This is a genomic window from Ewingella sp. S1.OA.A_B6, assembly GCF_049889095.1.
Classification (GTDB): domain Bacteria; phylum Pseudomonadota; class Gammaproteobacteria; order Enterobacterales; family Enterobacteriaceae; genus Ewingella.
In genome coordinates this window covers 645,154-667,090 of record NZ_JBLJFK010000001.1, presented here as the reverse complement: position 1 = coordinate 667,090, position 21,937 = coordinate 645,154, and the positions used below count along the sequence as shown (strand labels likewise).

29 protein-coding genes and 1 pseudogene are annotated in these 21,937 nt (G+C 50.2%); 22 read left to right on the top strand and 8 right to left on the bottom strand.

The window, feature by feature from the left end; genetic code table 11:
* Positions 1-10 precede the first annotated feature (10 nt).
* The 8 genes from ACMV8I_RS03305 to ACMV8I_RS03270 all read left to right on the top strand — a co-directional run bounded on the left by ACMV8I_RS03305 (position 11) and on the right by ACMV8I_RS03270 (position 5,799).
* Positions 11-517 (top strand): phage regulatory CII family protein, encoded by a 507-nt coding sequence (locus ACMV8I_RS03305; protein WP_498863783.1) that lies wholly within the window; start codon positions 11-13, stop codon positions 515-517.
* Between the two features lie 2 nt (positions 518-519).
* Positions 520-696, top strand: coding sequence for a phage filamentation protein Fil family protein (locus ACMV8I_RS03300; protein ID WP_498863782.1), 177 nt, complete (start codon positions 520-522; stop codon positions 694-696).
* 7 nt (positions 697-703) lie between these two features.
* A complete protein-coding gene (gene repB / locus ACMV8I_RS03295; protein ID WP_498863781.1) occupies positions 704-1,006 on the top strand; it encodes a phage replication protein B in 303 nt (100 codons plus the stop codon).
* A gap of 66 nt (positions 1,007-1,072) precedes the next feature.
* On the top strand, positions 1,073-1,330 hold the full coding sequence (locus ACMV8I_RS03290; protein ID WP_498863780.1) for a DUF2732 family protein: 258 nt from the start codon (positions 1,073-1,075) through the stop codon (positions 1,328-1,330).
* Positions 1,330-1,554 (top strand): TraR/DksA C4-type zinc finger protein, encoded by a 225-nt coding sequence (locus ACMV8I_RS03285; RefSeq protein ID WP_498863779.1) that lies wholly within the window; start codon positions 1,330-1,332, stop codon positions 1,552-1,554. Before ACMV8I_RS03290 ends, ACMV8I_RS03285 begins: the two co-directional genes overlap by 1 nt.
* 122 nt (positions 1,555-1,676) lie before the next feature.
* Complete coding sequence (locus ACMV8I_RS03280) at positions 1,677-2,564, top strand: Dam family site-specific DNA-(adenine-N6)-methyltransferase (protein WP_498863778.1); 888 nt, start codon at positions 1,677-1,679, stop codon at positions 2,562-2,564.
* Positions 2,561-3,571, top strand: coding sequence for a phosphoadenosine phosphosulfate reductase domain-containing protein (locus ACMV8I_RS03275; protein WP_498863777.1), 1,011 nt, complete (start codon positions 2,561-2,563; stop codon positions 3,569-3,571). The genes ACMV8I_RS03280 and ACMV8I_RS03275 overlap by 4 nt, the downstream gene beginning before the upstream one ends.
* Positions 3,568-5,799 (top strand): replication endonuclease, encoded by a 2,232-nt coding sequence (locus ACMV8I_RS03270; protein ID WP_498863776.1) that lies wholly within the window; start codon positions 3,568-3,570, stop codon positions 5,797-5,799. Before ACMV8I_RS03275 ends, ACMV8I_RS03270 begins: the two co-directional genes overlap by 4 nt.
* A 218-nt stretch (positions 5,800-6,017) precedes the next feature.
* Here ACMV8I_RS03270 and ACMV8I_RS03265 read toward each other — a convergent pair whose 3' ends face one another.
* The 3 genes and pseudogenes from ACMV8I_RS03265 to ACMV8I_RS03255 form a co-directional block, all read right to left on the bottom strand.
* Positions 6,018-7,673 (bottom strand): methyl-accepting chemotaxis protein, encoded by a 1,656-nt coding sequence (locus ACMV8I_RS03265; protein WP_498863775.1) that lies wholly within the window; start codon positions 7,671-7,673, stop codon positions 6,018-6,020.
* A gap of 241 nt (positions 7,674-7,914) precedes the next feature.
* A pseudogene (locus ACMV8I_RS03260) lies at positions 7,915-8,024 on the bottom strand (IS5/IS1182 family transposase); the annotation flags it as partial.
* Between the two features lie 100 nt (positions 8,025-8,124).
* The gene (locus tag ACMV8I_RS03255) at positions 8,125-8,433 is read right to left on the bottom strand and encodes a hypothetical protein (RefSeq protein WP_498863774.1); all 309 of its coding nucleotides are present in this window, start codon (positions 8,431-8,433) and stop codon (positions 8,125-8,127) included.
* A 111-nt stretch (positions 8,434-8,544) separates the two neighbouring features.
* Here ACMV8I_RS03255 and ACMV8I_RS03250 point away from each other — a divergent pair, with 111 nt between their 5' ends.
* Together ACMV8I_RS03250 and ACMV8I_RS03245 are read left to right on the top strand one after the other, a co-directional pair.
* The gene (locus ACMV8I_RS03250) at positions 8,545-8,736 is read left to right on the top strand and encodes a hypothetical protein (RefSeq protein WP_498863773.1); all 192 of its coding nucleotides are present in this window, start codon (positions 8,545-8,547) and stop codon (positions 8,734-8,736) included.
* 397 nt (positions 8,737-9,133) lie between these two features.
* Entirely contained in the window at positions 9,134-10,621 is a 1,488-nt protein-coding gene (locus tag ACMV8I_RS03245; protein ID WP_498863772.1) for a hypothetical protein, read from the top strand.
* 92 nt (positions 10,622-10,713) lie between these two features.
* Here ACMV8I_RS03245 and ACMV8I_RS03240 read toward each other — a convergent pair whose 3' ends face one another.
* On the bottom strand, positions 10,714-11,010 hold the full coding sequence (locus tag ACMV8I_RS03240) for a hypothetical protein (protein ID WP_498863771.1): 297 nt from the start codon (positions 11,008-11,010) through the stop codon (positions 10,714-10,716).
* 334 nt (positions 11,011-11,344) lie between these two features.
* Between ACMV8I_RS03240 and ACMV8I_RS03235 the strand changes: the two genes are divergently transcribed.
* A complete protein-coding gene (locus tag ACMV8I_RS03235; protein WP_498863770.1) occupies positions 11,345-11,794 on the top strand; it encodes a hypothetical protein in 450 nt (149 codons plus the stop codon).
* A gap of 93 nt (positions 11,795-11,887) precedes the next feature.
* Here the strand turns inward: ACMV8I_RS03235 and ACMV8I_RS03230 are convergent, their stop codons facing one another.
* Both ACMV8I_RS03230 and ACMV8I_RS03225 read right to left on the bottom strand, forming a co-directional pair.
* Positions 11,888-12,913, bottom strand: coding sequence for a phage portal protein (locus ACMV8I_RS03230; protein ID WP_498863769.1), 1,026 nt, complete (start codon positions 12,911-12,913; stop codon positions 11,888-11,890).
* A gap of 2 nt (positions 12,914-12,915) precedes the next feature.
* Positions 12,916-14,679, bottom strand: a complete 1,764-nt coding sequence (locus tag ACMV8I_RS03225; RefSeq protein ID WP_498863768.1) for a terminase ATPase subunit family protein — start codon at positions 14,677-14,679, stop codon at positions 12,916-12,918.
* A 141-nt stretch (positions 14,680-14,820) separates the two neighbouring features.
* Between ACMV8I_RS03225 and ACMV8I_RS03220 the strand changes: the two genes are divergently transcribed.
* The 11 genes from ACMV8I_RS03220 (at position 14,821) to ACMV8I_RS03170 (ending at position 20,373) form a co-directional block, all read left to right on the top strand.
* Positions 14,821-15,666: a GPO family capsid scaffolding protein gene (locus ACMV8I_RS03220; RefSeq protein WP_498863767.1), complete on the top strand. Its 846-nt coding sequence runs from the start codon at positions 14,821-14,823 to the stop codon at positions 15,664-15,666.
* A 44-nt stretch (positions 15,667-15,710) separates the two neighbouring features.
* Positions 15,711-16,784, top strand: a complete 1,074-nt coding sequence (locus ACMV8I_RS03215; RefSeq protein ID WP_498863766.1) for a phage major capsid protein, P2 family — start codon at positions 15,711-15,713, stop codon at positions 16,782-16,784.
* A gap of 3 nt (positions 16,785-16,787) precedes the next feature.
* A complete protein-coding gene (gpM, locus tag ACMV8I_RS03210) occupies positions 16,788-17,447 on the top strand; it encodes a phage terminase small subunit (RefSeq protein WP_498863765.1) in 660 nt (219 codons plus the stop codon).
* A 94-nt stretch (positions 17,448-17,541) separates the two neighbouring features.
* Positions 17,542-18,012: a head completion/stabilization protein gene (locus ACMV8I_RS03205; RefSeq protein WP_498863764.1), complete on the top strand. Its 471-nt coding sequence runs from the start codon at positions 17,542-17,544 to the stop codon at positions 18,010-18,012.
* Positions 18,012-18,215, top strand: coding sequence for a tail protein X (locus ACMV8I_RS03200; RefSeq protein WP_498863763.1), 204 nt, complete (start codon positions 18,012-18,014; stop codon positions 18,213-18,215). Before ACMV8I_RS03205 ends, ACMV8I_RS03200 begins: the two co-directional genes overlap by 1 nt.
* Before the next feature lie 5 nt (positions 18,216-18,220).
* Entirely contained in the window at positions 18,221-18,430 is a 210-nt protein-coding gene (locus ACMV8I_RS03195) for a phage holin (RefSeq protein ID WP_498863762.1), read from the top strand.
* Positions 18,411-18,920, top strand: coding sequence for a lysozyme (locus ACMV8I_RS03190; RefSeq protein WP_498863761.1), 510 nt, complete (start codon positions 18,411-18,413; stop codon positions 18,918-18,920). The genes ACMV8I_RS03195 and ACMV8I_RS03190 overlap by 20 nt, the downstream gene beginning before the upstream one ends.
* Position 18,921: 1 nt before the next feature.
* Positions 18,922-19,359, top strand: a complete 438-nt coding sequence (gene lysB / locus ACMV8I_RS03185; RefSeq protein ID WP_498863760.1) for an Rz-like lysis system protein LysB — start codon at positions 18,922-18,924, stop codon at positions 19,357-19,359.
* Entirely contained in the window at positions 19,250-19,522 is a 273-nt protein-coding gene (gene lysC / locus ACMV8I_RS03180; RefSeq protein WP_498863759.1) for an Rz1-like lysis system protein LysC, read from the top strand. Before lysB ends, lysC begins: the two co-directional genes overlap by 110 nt.
* Positions 19,455-19,922, top strand: a complete 468-nt coding sequence (locus ACMV8I_RS03175; RefSeq protein ID WP_498863758.1) for a phage tail protein — start codon at positions 19,455-19,457, stop codon at positions 19,920-19,922. The genes lysC and ACMV8I_RS03175 overlap by 68 nt, the downstream gene beginning before the upstream one ends.
* Entirely contained in the window at positions 19,915-20,373 is a 459-nt protein-coding gene (locus tag ACMV8I_RS03170) for a phage virion morphogenesis protein (RefSeq protein ID WP_498863757.1), read from the top strand. Before ACMV8I_RS03175 ends, ACMV8I_RS03170 begins: the two co-directional genes overlap by 8 nt.
* A 111-nt stretch (positions 20,374-20,484) precedes the next feature.
* Here the strand turns inward: ACMV8I_RS03170 and ACMV8I_RS03165 are convergent, their stop codons facing one another.
* Together ACMV8I_RS03165 and ACMV8I_RS03160 are read right to left on the bottom strand one after the other, a co-directional pair.
* Complete coding sequence (locus tag ACMV8I_RS03165) at positions 20,485-20,946, bottom strand: hypothetical protein (protein ID WP_498863756.1); 462 nt, start codon at positions 20,944-20,946, stop codon at positions 20,485-20,487.
* Positions 20,921-21,817 carry a hypothetical protein gene (locus ACMV8I_RS03160; RefSeq protein ID WP_498863755.1) on the bottom strand — a complete coding sequence of 299 codons (897 nt, stop codon included), beginning with the start codon at positions 21,815-21,817 and terminating at the stop codon, positions 20,921-20,923. The genes ACMV8I_RS03165 and ACMV8I_RS03160 overlap by 26 nt, the downstream gene beginning before the upstream one ends.
* Positions 21,818-21,937 lie beyond the last annotated feature (120 nt).

The window sequence follows — 21,937 nt, the reverse complement described above, 5'->3', positions numbered from 1 at the left end:
GAGACTAACAATGTTTGATTATCGCGTTTCTAAACAAAATCACTTTGACGAAGCCTGTAAGGCATTTGTGAATCGTCACAATATCGCTGAACTGGCGGCTGATATGGGAACTAAACCCCAAATCCTGCGGAATAAGTTCAACCCGGAGCAACCTCACAAACTGACCTGTGAAGAAGTGCTGCTGATCACTGACCTGACAGAAGACGCTGCCCTGCTCGACGGCATGCTGGCACAGATTAACTGCCTGCCATCAGTGCCTGTGAACGAGCTGGCAACCTTAAACCTTTCAACCTACGCACTTCAGGCAACCGCCGCCGTGGGTTCTATTGCAGCAGATGCCGTTCGCGGCGGTAATGTCACCTCACAGCGTCGGATGTCGTTACTTGATGGCGTGAATGCTGGGATCCGACACCTTTCCCTGATCGGCTTGATTGTTCAGGGCCGCGTTCAGGCTTCACCGGCACTTGCTTCCGCCGTTGGCACTATAGCCAGCATCACCACTAACGGGATGGTGTAACCATGGCTATCTCTATCGCTCCGCTGTTAAAGCAACAATCGCCGGCGCGTCATTTCGGCCATGGCTGGATTGAATTACCGAGTGGTAAGTGCTGGAACCCCGCACCGCGTCAGGCTGCTTTTAGCTCCGCGCCAACTCCAGCGAAAAGAAAGCCGCTATTTAAGCGCTTATTTAGTTGAGGTCCCCATGTTATTAGCAAACGAAAAGCAAAGAGAAATCGGAATTAAACATCTTTCTCGTATTAAAGAAATGTTTCCGTTCCGAAAGAATGCAGCGCAGGAAGCATTTGACGCCAGTCCGCCGCATATGCGTAAAACGATTTGCTTCCATGCTGGTTTAAAAACTCGTCATGTTGAAATGAAGTTCTCGGAATTGACATACGCCGAACGTAAGCAAGTGGTTGCCGCACTGAATTCTTTAATTGACCTTGCTGACTCACTGCCAAGATTTATCAGTGAAGATGATTGCGCATTAAATACTAGTCACTAATAGAAATTAATTTAATAGGCGTTCAACTCGCCGGGCATTCTTTTGCCTAAAAACAGGAATATCACAATGAATTTAAGCCAGCAGAAAGCAACGGATATTGCCGTTGACCGAGCAAAGTCCGGTAGTGAACACACCGCCGCCGTTCTTATCCTTTTGAACAACGCACGTGACGATCAGCGCCGCAATGATGCAGAAGTCTTTTCCAACCGTCTTGAAGTACTGGCGTCTTATGTCGTTAAGCATGACATGACCACCGCCGAAGCGGTTGAAGCACTGCGAGTTGAAGCAGAGCGCATTCGTAATGCAGCCGGAGAAATTCACTGATGCCGGATTTACTCGATTCAATTACCGAGCGCCAGGCTGAAATCCTTGATGCTCAAATCAACGCCGCCCGCCAGTCAGTGACCGGCGTCTCTGCAATGTTCTGCATCGACTGTGACCGCCCTATCCCCGAAACCCGCCGCGCTGCTTTGCCGGGCGTTGAATTATGCGTGACCTGTAAGGAATTGCAGGAACAAAGAGATCGGCTTTATCGGAGGCGCGCATGATTGCTTTCTACGTTCTGGTGGGTGTTTTGGCCGTTATCGCCAGCGGTTTCCTCGCTGCGGATATCAGTGATGCAGATTTTAAAAAACGGCCTGAAAACCGTAATTACGATTAAGGGATCAACGTGAGAACTATTTTAAAATGGGCGGGTTCTAAATCCCGGGTGATGGAAACCCTTAAGCAGCATCTGCCAGCCGGTGATCGACTGGTTGAGCCGTTTGCTGGTTCTTGTGCGGTAATGATAAATAATGATTATCCGGCCTATTTAGTCGCAGATATCAATTTGGATTTGATTAATCTGTATAAGCAAATTGCAAAAGATGTCGACGCAGTAATTGGATTAGCGAAAGCTTTCTTCACGGACCACAACACTGATGTGCAATATTATAAAATCCGCGATGCATTTAACTCCAGGTTCGGTGACCAATTAATTAGAAGTACGATGTTCCTCTATTTAAATCGTCACTGTTTTAACGGACTGTGCCGTTATAACCAGTCTGGCGGCTTTAACGTTCCCTATGGCAAGTATAAAGCGCCATATTTTCCCGAAGATGAGATCCGTGCTTTTGCAGTGAAGGCAAAGCGCGCCACTTTCGTTTGCTGCTCGTTCGAAGAAACTTTGCGCATGGTTGTCCCCGGCGATGTGGTGTATTGCGATCCGCCCTATTTATCTGGCACGAAAGAAAAGAACTTCACCAATTATCACACCGCTGGTTTCAATGATGACGATCAGTGTCGCCTTGCCTTACTTCTTCAACGTCTGTCAGAAAGAAGCTATCCGGTCATCGCGTCAAATGCTGACGTGCCTGCTGCCCGTTCGATTTACAGCGCTTTCAACATCACTGAGCTGAGTGCGCGGCGTTCCGTTGGTGCTTCCGCCGGCTGCGCGAAATCGGCCCCTGAGATCATCGCCAAAATCACACCAAAGCAACCGCAGTATCTGCCGCCCGATCCCGCTGTCGACTCTCTGCTGATGGCTGGTTTTCCTGAGCGTGAAGAGGAAACAGTATGATGACGATCGACAGCCGCTGTTTTGCATGGGGAACGCTGAACGCTATTACTGTTTCAGGCGGTAAGGACTCACTGGCTCAGTGGCTTTTAGCACGCGAAGCAGGCGTGTTGTATATGACCGTTTTTGCCGACACTGGTCATGAACACCCTCAGACGCTTGAATACTTATCTTATCTTGAGAGCAAGCTGGGAACGGTGAAAAGAGTTAAAGCCGACTTCACTGAACGCATGACTAATAAGCGAAAGTTTATTTCAGAAAAATGGCCTGAATCCCTTACTACTGAATGTGGCTTTACCGCGAAGCAGGCTGAGAAAATTATCCAGACTGCTCTTAAAACACTTCACCCAACAGGCATACCATTTCTGGATTTGTGCATGTGGAAAGGGCGCTTCCCTTCCACAAAGGGCCGTTTTTGTTCTACGGAATTAAAGAGTGCGCCGGTCCGCGATCAGTTTATAAATCCATTGCTCACTAAATTTGATCAGGTTGTCACATGGCAGGGCGTGCGCGCACAGGAATCACCGCAGCGCGCTCTGTTGAGTGAGTGGGAATCTGGTTTTGATCTCGGTAAAGGTTTAAATATTTATCGCCCAATTCTCAATTGGACGCATGACGAAGTATTTGCACTGGCGAAACGGCACGGTATTAAACCCAATCCGCTTTATGAGCAAGGTTGTCATCGTGTTGGTTGTATGCCTTGCGTCAATGTTGTTAAGGCCGAGTTGGGACAAATCTTTAAGCGTTGGCCTGATGAGGTTAAGCGCCTTTCTGAATGGGAAGGAATCGTTGCAGCCTGTTCGCGTCGTGGGAATGCTGTTTTCTTCCATTCTGGGCATGACCCTAAAAAGGCAACGAAAAACAGCGCTGAAATTAGCCTTTCGTCTCATGGAATAAAAACCTATAGAGATTGGGCGCTAACAACTCGCGGGGGCAACCAATTCGATTTACTCATGGCTTCGACAGATCAATCTGTCTGTAACAGCGTTTATGCTGGCGTTTGCGAATGATGTTTGCTGTTACCGAATGGGCTTACCCCTGGAACGCACCACGCCCGGCAATTGCCGGGCAGTATGAAAGACCGCTTACCCGTGACGAATTCCGTCAGGGGCAAGTCGTTTTAGATAAAGTAAAAACGCTATCCCACGATCTCTATGAAACCTTCACCAGTCGCCATAAGTACCTGCTGAAAGAAAAAGGTCTGCACGCCGCAAACAAATACCTCGTTTTCACGCTGGGCCGCAATATCCTGCCGCGCGTTGATTCCGTAAATGCCGCCCATGCTATGGATCTGAATGCGTCGCTGCGTTTTGTCTCAGAGTCCGATACCTATCACCGTTTGCCGAATCTGAAAGATAAAGGCTTGCGCATACTGGCGCAGGACATTGCCGCGCAGCTCAAGGCCATTTATGAAACGCGCTGCGATGAGCTGCTCGCAGAAAACGACGGTGACAGCGCCGTGCTGTTTGAAAACGACACCCAGGCTGAGCTTTATGGTCAGCTTGCCGGCATGGCCCGCGCTTTCAATGTTTTCCCGATGCACTGGCAGAAATACCGCAAAGGTGGTCTTGATGCCCGTTCAGCCATCGCCAGCCTGTCGCGCCTGGTTAATCCCGACTGCTGGGTCCGCCAGTTAAAAGCACAGCGCACCCGCTGGCGCGAAGCGTTACTGATCGCTATCGGCAACGTTAATCGCAGTAAATCCCCCTATGCCAGTAAGCAGGCAATCCGCGAAGTGAAAGCGCGCCGCCAGTCAAATATCGACTACCTCAAAAGCTGCGATATTGAAAACGTCGAAACCGGTGAGCGTTTCAGCCTGATCGATAAGGTGATGGCGAGCATTTCAAACCCTGAGATCCGCCGTATGGAACTCATGAGCACAATTGCCGGGATTGAAGGCTATGCGGCACAGGCCGGTGATGTGGGTATGTTTATCACTATCACCACGCCTTCAAAATTTCACCCAACCCGGACCGTCGGCAAAGGCAAAGATAAACGGGTGCAGTTCAACCGGACGTGGGACAAAGAAGTCTATACGCCGAAAGATGGACAGCGCTATCTGTGCAATGTGTGGAGCAAGATCCGCACCGCGTTTAAAGATGATGGCCTGCAGGTTTACGGCATGCGCGTTGTTGAGCCTCACCACGATGCGACGCCGCACTGGCACATGATGCTTTTCACCAAGCCTGCCCAGCGCTTACGCGTGATCGACATCATGCGTAAGCGCGCCATGAAGGAAGACGGCGACGAACGTGGGGCAGCAAAGAATCGCTTTGACTGTAAGCACATGAACCGTGGCGGCGCGGCGGGTTACATCGCTAAATACATTGCGAAGAATATCGATGGCTACGCACTGGAAGGCGAGCGCGACCACGAAACCGGCGAGCTGCTTACCGACTCTGCTGCTGCGGTTACCGCATGGGCCGCTACGTGGCGTATACCGCAATTTCACCCGATTGGCTTACCCACGATGGGCGCGTATCGCGAGTGCCGACGCATTCGGTCTATTAGCTTGGCTGACACGTTTGACGACGAAGTTGAAGCCGTGCGTGCCGCTGCTGATGCCGGTGATTTTGCTTCCTACATTGCCGCACAGGGTGGCGCTAACGTTTCGCGTGAAGACCAGACCGTGCGTGTCGCGCGTCGCGTTGCTGATGAGCTGAATGCGTATGATGAAGACGTGCAAAAGGTCGTGGGTATTTTCGCGCCTCACCTCGGCGATGCTAACGTTTATGAAACCCGCACAACTCAATGGAGGATCGTGGCGTCTGCCGTTGACGTTAATTCTTTGACTTTAAAAAGCGCCTCTGGCGCGCCTCGGAGTCCTGTCAATAACTGTGGGTTGGCCGGAAGTCCTGCCGGGACAAATCGGCAGAAAAGCCAAAATAACCGGCCTGAATCACACACAGTGACCGCCGAAAACGATACGGGATCGGCGATTGACTGGAACGACATAGCCGCCGTGAGGGCGATTGTGGCGCGTATCCGTCAAGACAACCCACGGATTAGCAAAGCGCAGCGAGGTTATGACCCAACCAAGGCCCGCGATATAGCTCCGTCAGCCAGATTGACGCCCTCAGAACGTGCCAGGTTGCCGATGATATCGAGTGAATTAGCAAAAAACGGCATTGTCGCGGAACGCTGGGAGCTGGAAGCGTTAACGCGCGGTGCTCGTATGAGGTTCGGTGATATCAATATGCACTTTAAGGCACTGGAGGATTGGGCGGAATTCAACTAGTTTGGAGAGGTGAGAGACGGCGGAATGAAAATGTAGGAAAGAGTTCTCCCTCGTAATATATCCCGGTGAAAGGCGCCAACTCAACGAGGAGGCGCCCCAGGAAGACTTACCTGTACTGCAGATATCAAAGTTCTATCGGGAGAGAGTGGCGATAATGTGCCAAAGAAAGTTAATAATGTTATTCGCCCTTCTCTTACAGGCTGAGAAGGGCTGCAACATTAAAATTTTTCCCATCCGCCCTGTTCTTTGACTAACGCGATGCTATTGGACCGCGTATTCGGCCGGAGAAGGGGACCGGTTGAAGATTGCGGTTCCTTTCCTTCGATTTTAAACACAGAGACAATTTCCGTGAGTTGACGGGCCTGTTCTTCCAGCGAGGCAGCGGCGGCCGCAGATTCTTGCACTAATGCGGCATTTTGCTGCGTCACGCTGTCCATTTGAACCACTGCGGTACCAATCTGGCTGATCCCTTTGCTTTGTTCAGTCGATGCCGCCGCTATCTCACTCATAATGTCATTGACATGGCTGACTGAACTGACGATTTTTTCCATCGCATCACCTGCGTTCGTCACCTGCTCAGATCCCGATTTAATGTTTTCTACCGATTCCTTAATCAGTACGCTAATCTCTTTTGCGGCCTGTGCGCTGCGCTGCGCCAAACTTCTTACTTCGCTGGCAACGACGGCAAACCCGCGGCCTTGCTCTCCGGCACGTGCCGCTTCGACGGCGGCGTTTAAGGCAAGAATGTTGGTTTGAAACGCAATACTGTCGATGACGCCAATGATATCGACGATTTTATGTGAGCTGCTGGTAATTTTGGTCATGGTGGCGATGACGCCGTTGACAATGCTCCCTCCCTGTTGTGCTTCCCGAGTCGCCTGGTCTGCCAGTGTGCTTGCCTGACTGGCATTATCGGCATTCTGCCGCACGGTTGAACCGAGTTCTTCCATACTGGCGGCTGTCTCTTCCAGTGCTGACGCCTGTTCTTCCGTCCTGGAGGACAGGTCGGTATTGCCGATCGATATCTCACTAGAACCTTTATAAATTGAATCTGCACTGTTGCGGATTTCATGGACAGTTTTGGCCCAGTTCCCCTGCATTTTGTCGATATACGGGATTAACTGCCCAACACAGTTTTTACCTTGGTCAATAATCTTATTGTCGAGCACGCCTACTGCGAGGGATTCAAGATAAGCCTTCACTATGTTCAACGGCTTAACGAGAAAGTTAGCTAAATAACGGTCGGTCGCCAGCATGATCAGCAGACTGATTGATAGCGCACTAATGAGAATATACTGACACCATGCCACCCACTGGTTAATCCTAAAATTTGCTTCACTATTTAGTGAGGTTATCTTTGCGTTGTATTTGTCTATTGCAACACTAAAGTCACTCCTAAGAGGAAGATATTTATCGGCTTTTATTTTATCAAAATCATTTATATTCTTTTCTGTTGCTGATTTAAACATCGGTAATACAGCATTATTGTAGAGAGTAAATGAACTGTTATAAATATCATCCACGGTCGCTGAGTCGAGGTTTCCATGATCAATCGCTTTAAATTGGCTGAGTCCATTTTTAAGACTGTCTAATTCGATAAGCGTTGCCTTCATTTCAAGGTCGTAAACTCCACTATCATTTCTTTCTAAGCCAGTCATAGCACGTTCAAGCGCTGTCACCGCAAGGTAGTATTGCGCATTGGCGCCATTGATGATGTCGCCATTTTGTTGTTGAACATTGGTCACCCCAAGCTCTTGTTTTAACTCCTTAAGTGAATATAAGGCAAAGCCTGATGCCCCAGCCCATAATAAAGAAAACGTAATGAGAATGAGTATGAGCGCCGTTCTTATTTTAATGTTTCTTATAAAACTCATTTTATTATCCCTTAATGTAAAAATGACAACGATTCTTTGTAATACAATTGATGAGCATGTGAAACAATTTGTAAAACATGTAATTTAAATATTTTACATCTCACTCTAATTAGTAACATCGGCCATTGAGATTTTATCTTGAGTTGTTTCCGAGTTGATAGAATAAATAAATAACTGATGATTTAGTTGCTTTATTGAATAAATAAGATTAGATAGAATATTTCCCCGGCCAGCCACTTAGTCAGGCAACTTGCGTACTTTCTGGCATGCCTGCCAGCGTAATTTATCTAATGCACGGAGCACCGCCATCGCTTCTCCAACCTGAGCATCGTAGTCACACAGCGTTAGATAAACACCGAACACCGGATATAGGCTGTTTTCAATTTCCGGCATACATTGCTCCCCGCAAAAACTGATTCGCCGCCGGCTGATTTCGGTCGGCGTACTCTCCTCAGGCCAGTAAATTACTCCGCGCTGAGTGAGGCGGAGCAGCTTTCCGTAAAGAGAAACCAGAGATAATCAATAGCACAACGAAATTATGAACCAACAAAATGGAGTGGCGCTGCTCAGTCAGCCAGATTGACGCCTGCAGAACGTGCCAGGTGCAGATGATATCCAGTGAATTAGCAAAACATGGTATTGCCCCGGAACGCTGGGAGTTGGAAGCCTTAACGCGTGGGGCAAAATCACCTTTGGTGATGTCGTCATTCATCTCCCACCACTTCAGGGCTGGGCCGATTTCTATGGGGATCAGCCGCATTAAAGTCCTCATTCGAGAGATTGCTCAAATAATAACAGTCAGTTTTTTATGGAAATTGTGAAGAAGTTTTTATACTATACTGTATAAATAAACAGTGCATTGGAGTGGGTGATGGAATCCTCGCATAAGCTCAAGATAGCTTTGATTAAAATCCGGCTTATGGCTGATATCTCGCAGTCAGCTCAGTGCAAGAAAGATGAGTACGCACTGGTGATGGAAATGATCTCTGACCTGGCTGATAACGTGCTGGATGAAGACGGTGCGCCCTCTCTCCACTTCGCCGTTTATGACGATGATGAATAGCCTGGCACAACTGATGTTCCTGCCAATGCCTTATGCATGCATAGAGTCCATAATTTCGCTTGGTGATCGCCCCGCCATTTACTATCTTCAACACAGCACTTGATGAGAGTACACTGAATCGCGCAATTGCATTAAAGCGATCTACGAAGCAGGAAGGCGTGGCGAGGATAGCATTACGTAGGGTATGGCAACGTGTCTATGGAATATATCTTGACTTAATAGATGAGTAATATTTAATTAATTTTTCTACATTCTTTTGGTAATTTAATTACGAAAAACATCATAAAAACCTAATAAAAGGATTATGTATGGCCCAGAAAATTGGTACTATGGGGGAAAGTTATTCAACTTCTTATGCGCCTCTGAAAATATAAATTGTAATAAATCCGAAGAAGACATGGCTGGCTGGGACTACATATTAGACTTCCCGTTTGAAAGTGGTTGCGCTAGTTCTGATACAGCACAGGGACCAATTGAAAGTAAAGTACAAATTAAATCCACAACTAAAAACAGAAGATTTTCTCCAGTAAAATTATCGAATCTCTTAAGATTCTGTAAATCCCCTCTACCAACATTTTTCCTTTTCATGGAATTTGGTACAAGCAAAAATCCTCAAGATTTATTTTTAGTGCATTTTGATAACGCACTAATCAAGGAATCATTAACCAAAATCAGACAAGCTGAACAAGGAGGGGGCAAGAAAAAACTTAATAATTCATCCATGAGAATTAGCTATAATGACAGCCATAAACTTAACAGTATCTCAGGATTAGATTTAAAAAAAATGATTGAGAAATACATTCCTAAAGGTATGAGCGATTATTCTCTAGAAAAAATAAAATTTACTGAAAGTGTTGGCTTCGAATCAGGATCTGGAGTGATTAAGTTTTCAACGGCAGATGAAAAATCAGTTATTGGCATGATTGAAGCATGTTTAGGTTATGATAAAGAAGTTGAAGTTATCGACGTAATAATTAATGAGGAAAGATTTGGGATTGAACTAGCATCACCTTTACACAAAGCACCAAAAGCAACTTTAAAAATTTCACCCACTGATAGTTCGATGAGTGTGAACGTTAAATTTAGAGAGGATAAATATAGTGCTTCAATTGATTTCCCTGCAAAAATATATATACCCCCAATACCCAACCTGCCAGAAAAATTTTTTAGAATTCGTCTTAAGACAGCATTTTTGGATATAATGATTGGTATGGGTGAAAGAGCCTCGACCTATCAATTAACTATGGGGCCAGAAAAACATTTACTTCAAGACTTATACAACCAAGCAAAACTTTTAAGTTGGATATGTATCGAAAAAAGAGAAATATTAGTAGATATCCAATTAGAAAACAAACCTGAAGTTAGCGCTACCTTTCTTATTACTCCAACTAAAGATGGCGAACCTTCAGGCAGCGACGAATGGAGGAATGAAGTTGATAATATAGAAAGAATAGTCTGGATTGCATCAAAAATTAAAATTAGCAGTAATTTGAGAATTAGCATCAGTGAAGCTCATGCAAATAGAGAGCATGTGTTAAAGTTTTATTATTTGTATCACACAAGACTTGATGAGATTATTTTTAAATTTTCAGTAGACGGCGGATATAAAGAATTGGATGCCAAAAAAAAGCATAGCACAACATACACTTTCGGGCTTAAGTTAGGAGGAGTCCTTATGGTGACAATCGTAACCCTACAAGGTTTTGCAAAAGAAGTAGAAAGCAATGGCTACAGTTTAGTTATTGATAAGAAAATAATTGAGAAAGAACTAGTATGTTTCGATGATGAAACGGAATTCAAAGAACACATAAAAAATGAAGTTTATTTGATTAATAAAAAATATCACGATCTGGATTTTTTAATTGTAAATAACCAATCCAACTGAAATTTAATTAATGGTCTATAAAAGAGATTGTTTCCCCACCTAACCAGTAGTTAACCGCCATACTCTCTCTTCCAGCAGAATCAACCCATTTCTCATAAATAACTGCGCCGCATTATCATGATCGCCATCATCTGCGGCGGAACACGGTGTGCGCTCACTAGATCACCACAGCTGGACTTCTTGATGTTGAAGAAATCATCCTTGGCTGCGACCTCGCTCAGAAGCAAAATCTGAATCTCGTCTTTCTTCCCGTTCTGCGTAGTGTAAGGCCCATGAATTTGATCAGGTGATGGCGATGATTTCAGACCTTCCAGATGATAATTTTGACGCAAATTATCCCTCCCCCACTGACTCAGCAAACAATGAAACAGGAAATATTTGCTCTGCATGCATAACCCGCATGCTTTTGCATGATCCAAAAAGAACACGTAACGCCACAAAGCCCGCTCTGGCAGGGCTTTCGATGGAACGTGTTAGTGCATTAAAACCGATCACTAAAGTCACAGCGGGCAGGCGGGTAACATTGCGCGCAGGGCACCTTTACTTGAGGAGACCGTTGAGCCTATGACTCAAGTTGATGTGTCAGGGTCATATAAGTTAATTTGTTAGAGAGCTATCTATTCTATGTAGATTCAGAGGGGGCGGAAAGTGTGGTTTGCTTTTAGCTTCGATTGAAGCCAGTATTGACAGACCCAAGTTGGCTGATTTCAACAAGGAGATTAAATGGTCTTTAAAACTGATAGTGGTGGGTTTGCATTCAAATGTGATGATGCGAAATTTTCCATATCTGCAAGCACATGGAGTACGCGACTATCGCAGATTGGGACGGCGGAAGGAACTATACGCATAGTAACTAACAAACTTTCCAATATAGGATACATTGAAAAAATATTAGATAAGCGGCCTTATGACATTCATATAATTGCGCATACGGATGCTAGGGAGAACGCAGTTCATTTAAAAAAAATATTCCCTGAAATAAAAATTGCCCTACACAATAAAATTAATGCCAAGGTGGTTTTTATTGAGCCTAATATCATATGGCTAGCAAGCTCGGATTTTGGTGAAAGCAAAATGATTGAATCTGCCATTGGTCTACACTCTCTTGATGCACACCAGCAAGGCATAGAAAATTACTTCGAAAAGCTTTGGTACGATGCAGAAGAGTTATGAATGCAAATAAATTCAATGCACTTCAGTAATCCATGCTCAAAGTTTAGTATCTTCTTAAGCTACCTTCGAGCATGAAGGCAGCTGGTTTCATATTTAATCTTGTGTAGTTAATTCGTAAGGCTTGAACCGGATCACCTCTTTGCCTATCCAGTCATTCAGCTCTTTGATTCTTTCCTGTAACGGCGTCAGTTCATTCCTGACGAACACCTGCGCCGCCTTCTGCACATCACCAAACCCTCCTGCATTATCTGGAATGATCCCCATCATCTGCGGCGGAACGCGGTGCGCGCTCAGCAGGTCGTCGCGCGTGGCTTTCTTGATGTTAAAGAAATCATCTTTGGTCGCCACTTCGCTGAGCGGGATGATCTGAATGCCGTCCTTCTTACCGTTCGGCGCGTACATAAACAGGTTGCGAAAATTCCCCAGCCCTTTGGTATCGCGCATCGCTTTGCGCATCTGCTCAATGTCGCTGCTGCTCTGCGCGGCGTCGGTCATATACATGATGTAGCCCGCGTGCGCACCGTTCTGGTAGTACTTGCGGCGGAACAGCGTCGCGGCCTCATTGAGCCACGCCGAGTTAAGCGCGCTCAGGTATTCCGGCAGGCCGTACAGCTCCTGATTGATATCCGGCTCGATAAGGTGGAACACGCTACCGGCCGTAAACTCATGAGCCTCTTTCCAGTACTGCACAAACCAGTACTTATCCTGCTCAACGCCCCGCCGCGTATATTTGGCCGGGCTGCACGCCAGGCGGATTGGCTCGCCTAAATGGTTGGGGATCTGCTCTAAGAACGCATTGCCAAAGATAATATAGTCCAGGGCGAACCGGCTGAACTCCTGCTGTGACAGCAACGGATGCGGCACGAAGGTGGACGCCAGAATGTTACGCTTAACGAACATCGGTGAACTGTGATGCACCGCCGCCCGCGCGCTGCGCGCCAGCCCTTCAAAGCTGATCGGCGGCTCATACCAGCGCCCGTTACCGGTGCTCTCGATGTAGTCCAGAATTTCACGGCGGTCTAAAACGGGGGTCGGTTCGCCAAAGCTGAACGCCTCGGCCCCGGCCTGCTGTGCCGGTGCGGCAGCGGGGGCTGACTTGCGAAATTTGCGCTTACTCATAATTAGTAAAACTCCAGAATATTGGGACTGTGTCCGCCGTTGGCAGCGGTCAGCGGTTCGTTTAACAGGGCGTGCATGGTGGCCCACGCGACGTCGGCGTGGCTGGCCTCTTCGCTGCGGCTGGCCTCGTAGGTCGAGCGGTTGCCGCTGGCGGTCATGGTCTTGCGGATCGCCATAAAGCTGGCGGTGATATCGGTGTGGCCGGTGTCGTACTCCAGCCGCCCGGATGAAATGGTGTCTTTGGCTTTCAGCACCATCGCCGTCTTCACTTCGGGCGTGTAGCGAATTTCTCGCGCCGCCGGGAAGAACTGCTGCACTAACTGGAACACGCCCTGACCGATGCCGGTCGCATCAATCCCGATGTACTCGACCACGTAGCGGGCCGTCAGGGCTTTGATGCTCTCCGCCTGGGCGGCGAAGTCCATGCCCTTCCACTGGTGGCGCTCCAGTATGCGGAACTTGCCGCCCGGCACGGCGGGCGGTGCCAGAACGACACAACCGGCGCTGTCACCGGTGTGCGACGGGTCATAACCAATCCAGACGGGACGAAAACCAAACGGGCGGATCAGATACGGGTCGAAGTCCTCCCACTCCTCCAGGCTGTCCACCATGCAGCCCTGCAGCTCGGCGAACGGGAAGACGGACGCCTTATCGTCAACAAATTCGCACATCAGCAGGTTGTCGTATTCCGCCGGGCCGTACTCCATCGCTAACTGGTCAAGGTCGAACAGGTCACAGCCGCCGGTCAGTGCGTCTTCTACCGTGACAATCTGCCGCCACTGCCCGTCGGCGCACAGCGCGCCTTTCGCCAGGTGGCTGTGCGACAGGTCAAGGTCAATGCGGTCGGACTTGCTGCGTCGGCCCTTGTTGAACAGCTCGCCCGACCAGAACGGATAGGCGCTGTGCGCCAGGCTGGACGGCGTTGAAAAGTAGGTGCTGCGCCATTTCTTGTGCAGCGACATGCCGGACGCCACTTTGCGCAGCTCCTGAAACTTCGGGATCCAAAAGTATTCGTCCAGATACAGGTTGCCGGTGTAGCTCTGCGCGGTGCGCACGTTGGTGCCTAAGAAAATCAGCCGTGCGCCGTTCGGCAGCACAATCGGGTCGCCTTTCAAATCGACGTCAACCTGCCGGGCAAAGTCGATAATGTAGTTTTTGAACACGTGCGCCTGCGCCTTGCTGGCGGACAGGAATATCTGATTACGCCCGGTGGTCAGCGCGTCGATCATCGCTTCGCGGGCAAAGTAGAAGGTTGCGCCAATCTGGCGCGATTTGAGGATGTTACGAATGCGGTGCTGCATCCCGGCGCGGTGCCAGCCGCGTTGATATTCGAAGGACTCACCCATGAAAATATCGCCGAGCTTGCCGATAGCCTCGTCGCTAAACACGTTCTTCTCCGGCGCTTTCCTGTCCCCTTTGTTGCGGTTGGCCACGTTCGGATTCAGGTCGGCTTCGCTGCCGGTCAGGCTGTAGCGGTTAACCCGCGCCAGCCGTTCAATCTGTCGGCCCAGCAGGTCGATTTCTTTGTAGTCACTTCCTCCTTTCACGTCTTTCAGTACGAGCTGGATCAGCCGCGCTTCCATGCTGGCTTCCACGCGGGAAATGGGCGCAATGGCCTCCCATTTATCGCGCGTTTTCCAGCTCTGCACGGTGGGCGTTTTCTGGTTCAGCGTTTCCCCAATCTGGCGCACAGAAAAACCCTGCCAGTAAAGCAGTGCCGCCTGTCGCCGTGGGTCGCTGAGTATGGTGCTGTTGGTTGTGATCATGCCGCCACGTTACCGACTGACCTGCCTTTCTTCGCGCTGTCCCCGTTGTGCCATCGAGCATCAAGCCGCGCCCGCTGGCGGCTGGCCGTCACTCTGGTGACACTGGCCCTCTCGAAACATCCACCGACCGGAGTCAGAAAGATGGCAACAAAAGCAAAGCGTTTTCGTATCTGCGTGGAGGGCGCGACCACCGACGGCCGCGCCATCACGCGTGAATGGATCTCGCAAATGGCATCGGGTTATGACCCGAAAGTGTACGGTGCGCGAATTAATCTGGAGCACATCAAAAGCGTATTGCCGGAAAGTTCATTCCGCGCTTATGGCGACGTAACGGCCTGCTACGCCGAAGAAATTACCGAAGGCGCACTGGCGGGGAAACTGGCGCTGTTTGCGGAAATCGACCCGACGCCGGATCTGGTCGCTATGAATAAAGCCCGTCAGAAGGTGTACACCTCCGTGGAGGTTAACCCGAAGTTTGCCAACACCGGCGCGGCCTATCTGGTCGGTCTGGCGGTAACGGACAGCCCGGCCAGCCTTGGCACGGAGTACCTCAAATTTAGCGCCACCGCCGAGCAGAACCCCCTGGCTAACCGCAAGCTGTCGCCGGAAAACCTGTTTACCGCCGCCGAAGAAACGCTGATCGAGTTCGAAGAAATCGACACCCGCCCCTCTCTGGTTGACCGCATTAAACAGACCTTCTCCCGCAAGCAGGTCAGCGACGACGCCCGCTTTACCGAGGTTCACGACGCCGTAACAGAAGTCGCCGAACACGCGCAGACCGGTCTGGAAGCGCAGGACCTCAAGCTTTCCGCGCTGGAAACCACGCTGAATAAACGCCTCGACGCACTGGAAACGTCCACAGCAAAAGACAGCGCCGCATTCAGCGCGCTGAAAAACAAGCTGGAAAAAACCCAGCCGTTGAGCTTCACGCAGCGCCCTGCGGCCAGCGGCAACGGTGGCAAAGACGCCGTGATGACCGACTGCTGATCGCCTTCACCGGTTGACTATCCCCTTAGATTTTAGGAAAAAAAATGCGCCAGACTACCCGAATTAAATTTAATGCCTACATGTGCCGCGTCGCCGAACTGAGCGGCGTGGACGTGGGTGACCTGAACAAGAAATTCAGCGTTGAGCCGTCCGTCACCCAGACCCTGATGACCCGCGTGCAGGAGTCCTCCGAGTTCCTGCAGAAAATCAACATCGTCCCGGTTGAGGAAATGAAGGGCGAGAAAGTCGGCGTGGGCGTGGCGGGGACTATCGCCAGCACGGCCGACACCAGCGGCACCGGCGAGCGCCAGACCGCAGATTTCTCCAGCCTGACGTCTGACAACTACGAGTGTCAGCAGGTGAACTATGATTTCCACTTCCGTTACGCGCAGCTTGACCTGTGGGCGCGCTATCAGGACTTCCAGACCCGCCTGCGTGATTCCATCATCAAACGCCAGGCGCTGGACCGCATCATGATCGGCTTCAACGGCGTGAAGCGCGCCGCCACGTCTGACCGCGCTAAAAACCCACTGTTGCAGGACGTGGGCGTGGGCTGGTTGCAGAAATACCGTGAGAACGCCCCGGCCCGCGTGATGATCAATATCACCGACAAAGACACGGGCGCGGTCATTTCAGAAAAAATCCGCATCGGTGAAAACGGCGACTATGCCAACCTCGACGCGCTGGTGATGGACGCCACCAACAACCTGATCGACCCGATTTATCAGGACGACACCGATCTGGTGGTGATTTGCGGCCGTCAGATGCTGGCGGATAAGTATTTCCCTATCGTCAATCAGGCGCAGCCGAACACCGAAACGCTGGCAGCGGATTTGATCATCAGCCAGAAGCGTCTCGGCAACCTGCCCGCCGTGCGCGTGCCGAGCTTCCCGGCCAACGCCATCATGATCACCCGCCTGGACAACCTGTCTATCTACTGGCAGGACGGCACGCACCGCCGCCACATTGACGAAGTGCCGAAGCGTGACCGCGTGGAAAACTACGAATCCATTAACGAGGATTACGTGGTGGAAGATTACGCCTGCGGCTGTCTGGTGGAGAACATCCAGATCGGCACATTTGAAGCACCGGCAAAACCGGAAGCCGATAAGGAGTAAGTCATGGTCAGCCCTGCCCGTAGTCACTTTTTGCGGCAGTCAGCTATCGAGGCCGCGCAGCAGGATACCCACCTGCTGCGCCATGCGACCGGCTATGAACTGCAACTCAGAAAGCTCAATGAAGATAAAGCCCGGCTAAAACAGGTCAAGTCGAACGAAACCAAAGCCGCGCTAAAACGCAGCATGCTGCCGGATTATGTCCCCTGGGTGTCCGGTGTTCTGGCCGAGGGTAACGGCGCGCAGGACGCCATTCTCATGACCGTCATGGTCTGGCGTCTGGATGCCGGTGATATTCCCGGCGCGCTGGATATCGCGCGTTACGCCCTCAAGCATAAGCTTGCCACGCCTGACGACTTCACCCGCCCGGCGGGCTATTTGCTGGCGGAGGAAGTCACGCTGATCGCCCTGCGCGACATGGCTGCAGGCGAGACGGTCGAGATTGAGCCGCTGCTGAACACGCTGGAACTGACTGACGGTGAAGATATGCCGGACCTTGTGCGCGCTAAGTTGCACAAGGTGATCGGCACAGTCTACCGCGCAACGGGCAGGGCTGGCCTCGCGTTGCAACACATGAAACGCGCCATGCAGTTGGATATCAACAGCGGCGTCAAAAAAGCCATTGAGCAGTTGGAACGCGACATTAAAAAAGCGTCCATCGGCTAACAGAATGCGCCCCGCGCAGGGCGGCACGCCAGCCGCGACAGGTCAGTGACCGGGTTCAACGCTGGCGTCCACCGCCCCCCATTTAGAGGTATTTATGTCACTCGTTATTAGCGAGCCAAACCCGCCGGCAGCGGCGGAACCCACGATCGGTAATTCCTTTTTCTGGCCCGCCATCAGCCCCGCCGACCTGCGCGACACGCTGCGACTCGAAGGCACCGTCACGCCGAAGCGGCTGCGCGCGGTGGCCGTGCGTGCCATGACCGAGGTTAACGCCGAACTGCATGACTACCGCGCCGCACAAATGGCCTGCGGATTTAACACCCTGGCTGACGTCCCCGCCGACGACATTGACGGTGAAAGCGTGAAAACCGGTGCCTACTTTAACGCCGTGGCCTCCATGACGGCGGCGAATCTGGCGGAGCGCTATCCCGGTAACGACACCACCGACAAGGGCAGTCAAAAGGCCGAAATTGTAGAGCGCACCGTGGATGAACTGTGGCGCGATGCCCGTAATGCTATCCACGACGTCGCCGGTGTGGCGCACGCCATCATCGGGCTTATCTGATGCAGGTATTCGCCCAACAGGGCGACACCGTGGACGCGCTGTGTTGGCGGCACTACGGGCGCACGGCCTCGGTGGTTGAGCAGGTTTACGCGGCTAACGTTGGGTTAGCCGATTTAGGGGCCGAGCTGCCCCACGGTTACGCGGTTGAACTGCCGGACGTGGCGCAGGCCACGGTCAGTGAAACCGTCTCACTTTGGGAGTGATGGCCATGGAGCGCATCAGCACGTTTCTCTGCTACTGCATTGCGGCTTTTTTGGCGTGGCTGGGCGGACTCTCGCCGCAGGATATTGCCTTCCTGGTCGGCGCAGTCATGGGCGTCTGCACCTTTTTTGTGAACTGGTACTACCGTCGCAAGACGTTTCGCCTGTTGCAAAACATGGGAATAGACCGGGGGATGAATGACGCCATCAATCGTTAAGCGCTGCCTGGTGGCCGTGATACTCGGCCTCGTTGCGCTGCTGCCACAAACCACCGGGCTACATACATCGGAACAGGGATTGCGTCTGATCGCCGACTTTGAAGGGTGCCGCCTGTCAGCCTATCAGTGCAGCGCGAATGTCTGGACGATTGGCATTGGTCACACCGAGGGCGTCACCGCCAGGACTCAGATCACCGAGTATCAGGCGGCGGTTAATCTGGTGGCGGACGTTCAGCGCGTTGAGCGCGGGATCGCCCGCTGCATGGCGATTAGCATGCCGCAGGCAGTGTATGACGCCGTGGTGTCCTTCGCCTTTAACGTTGGCATAAAAGCCGCGTGTGACTCAACGCTGGCGTTTTTTATCAACAAAGGCGAATGGCGTAAAGCCTGCGAGCAGTTGCCGCGCTGGGTGTTTGTGAAAGGCGTGCGCTCTGCCGGGCTGGAACGCCGCCGCGCCAATGAGCGGGCTTACTGCCTGAAAGGGGCCTGATATGCGCGTGCTGATGGGGATTATGGCGGCATTACTGATCGCGGCCTTTGCGGCGGTCGGTGTTCAGCGGTATCAGTTGACCAGCCTGAAAGCAGATATTGCCGCTAATGAACGGGTGATAGGCACGCTGTCGGCGGGTATTGAAAGCCGGGATCGGGCCATCACCCGGATGAAATCGGAAGCCGACGAACTTGAACAACAAAGCCGCAGCCTGCGCGACGCGCTGACCGGTGCGGGGCAGCAGGCGCGGGAACAGGAATACGGCATACAGAGGTTACTCAATGAAAATAAAGTGCTGCGTGACTGGTTTGCTGCTGCTTTGCCTGACGATGTTATCCGGCTGCAACAGCGCCCGGCCTTTGCCACCCCCGGAGATTATTTACGTTGGCTGTCCCGCCGTCAGCAGTTGCCCGATCCCGGCCAGTCAGCCCAAAACTAACGGCGACTTAAGCAGTGATGTCAGAAATCTGGAGGCCGCACTGGTGGCCTGTGGCCTCCAGATTGAAACGGTTAAACAATGCCAGGAGAAACACCGTGCTAAAACCTTTGCAGTTACGCGACTATCTGACGGCCCGCGTGCCAGTACTCAAAACCAGCCCTGAGCAGCTCCGCGTTTTTATTGATCATGCTCGTATCGTGTCGACGCTTGCCACCTCGCTGTCGTTCGAATATCAGTATCAGCTCAACCTGCTGATCACCGACTTCACCCAGGACGCCGACCTGCTGATCGTGCCGACTCTGGCATGGCTGCGTGAGCATCAGCCGGACATTATGGCGACAGCGGCAAAGCAGCAGGAGGGCTTTACCTTCCGTGCGGATATGAACAATGACAATAGTTTTGATATCAGCATCAATTTGCAGCTGACCGAGATGGTTATCGTTAAGCAGGAAGGCGGCGCGCTGCGGGTGACTCACCGGCCAGAGCCACTGTTACCGGCAGACATCGACAGGCCCCGCGAACTGTATTTACAAGGCAAGCTGGTGAGTGCGTGGGATGAGTGAGCTAACCGCGTTCGACAGTCGGCTGGCAGCGCTGATCGCCGCTCTGTCCCCGCAAAGCCGTAAAGCCATGGCGGCGACCATAGCGAAGCGCCTGCGCAAAAACCAACAGGAGCGGATAAAGCGGCAGGTTGGCCCGGACGGTCAACCCTATACGCCGCGCCTGGCGCAGCCGTTGCGCCGTAAGAAAGGCCGTATTAAGCGGGAAATGTTCAGCAAGCTGCGTACCAATAAATACATGAAGGCCAAAGGCACCGGTAATGACGCGGTGGTGGAGTTCACCGGCCAAGTTCAGCGCATGGCAAAGGTGCATCATTACGGCCTGCGTGATCGGCCCTCGCTCAAGGCGGGAGAGATGAAGTATGAAGCGCGTCCGTTGTTGGGGCTGGATGCGGAAGATTTGAAAATTGTGGAAGATGAAATGCTAATTTGTATTAGCACAGGCTTGACCTGACACAACTACCGCACAGAGCCAAACCTAATCTGATAGGTAGCTCGGTGCCAAAAATGGAAGTTGCTAGAGTGTTTTGTACTAGTCATTAGATGTAGGATCAAAACAGGTTAACTAATCTTCTTTTTTCACACTTTGCTTAACCACTAAAAACATGCAACTAATCACTTCAACAATGAGATTGAGAGATATCACTACGGCAAATAGCTCTGCCGCGGTAAACAACTTCGCTTTAGAAGGAATCAACTCATGATTGGGATAACTTATTAGAGGTAAGTCATAATTTCGGAAGTATGGCAAGAAAATTGTTGCGCCTAAACAGAACACAAGTAATTTCAGGTCAGCCTCTAAACTTTCCAAATAATCTGCAAAATTTGAGCATTTTTGATCCTTATTGATAACCGCCAAAATGCCGAAAATTACAGATATTCCCGCAGTGATCCCTCCGAGTATTGAGCCAATCACCCCTGCCGATGCCTGCTCAAGCAGGGTATAAACCTGCTTATCAGTAGACGATAACGCTAAGCATAATATGAATAGAACTATAGCTTTAATCCAGACGCCTAGATTCTTCATTTTTATACGTGTACCTTTTTTGATGTAATACTATGATTTCCTTGAGATCGCTTGGCGAGTAACCATCTAGTTGAATTTCTGAGATCTCACCTTCAATAAGCACTATCTTGGCCGTTTGATTACTGGACACAGTTGTAGATTTTGACTTAAGTGTTTTTCGTCCTTTAATTAGCCAAGAACCACCACCGTCTTTTACCCAGTCGACAAGAACAGATGCCCAATGAGAGCTTTTAAGTTTTAAATTACCATCTTTATTTTCAAATGTTGTGGTTACAGCGTTTGCATTAGTATCTGCCTCAATCTTCCGCAAATCGTCAGTTAAGGCTTGCTTACTACTTCCGAAAATATTCGGGGTAATCAACGTAAAACTAACTTTGTCGATAAACTGAAGTCTATGGTATTCCGACCAAAAATCCTCGATTTCAAGACAAGGTTCTATAAAGATTCTAAGTCCCAATTGAGCCAAGTAGTCGTTGTTGGCAAGATCCTCGAATGCCTTAGCAACTTGATGTGCATCCTTGAATACCACGGTTTTCTTCTCGACCAATAACACTTGCTCTTCTCTGTCCCAAATCCATACGATAGGTGGATAATTGTCTACATCGAACTCAAGAAAATCCTTATCATGCCCCCTAATTTTTTGTTGTTTTGATATGATCCCAGCCATGACGCCTTCAGTGGGTTTCATACTCAACTTCAACGTGTAACTAGTTTTCTTATAAACAGATGGTGTTGATGAAGCCAGATGTAACTTTTGTGCGGTGGCTACTATGGCATTTTCAAAATGCACAATGTCTTTTTGAACAGACCCTTTGGAAAAAAGATCAGGGTCGCGTGGTCTCATCAACACACGTAATGCGTACAATTGCATAAGAAAACTCCTGTAAATTATTTGGGTTTATTATTCCATAAATCCAAGCACCTACAAGAGATTAAAATCATCTTTAGCTGTATGCATATACAGTATCATTGGGTGGATTAAAATTCAAAC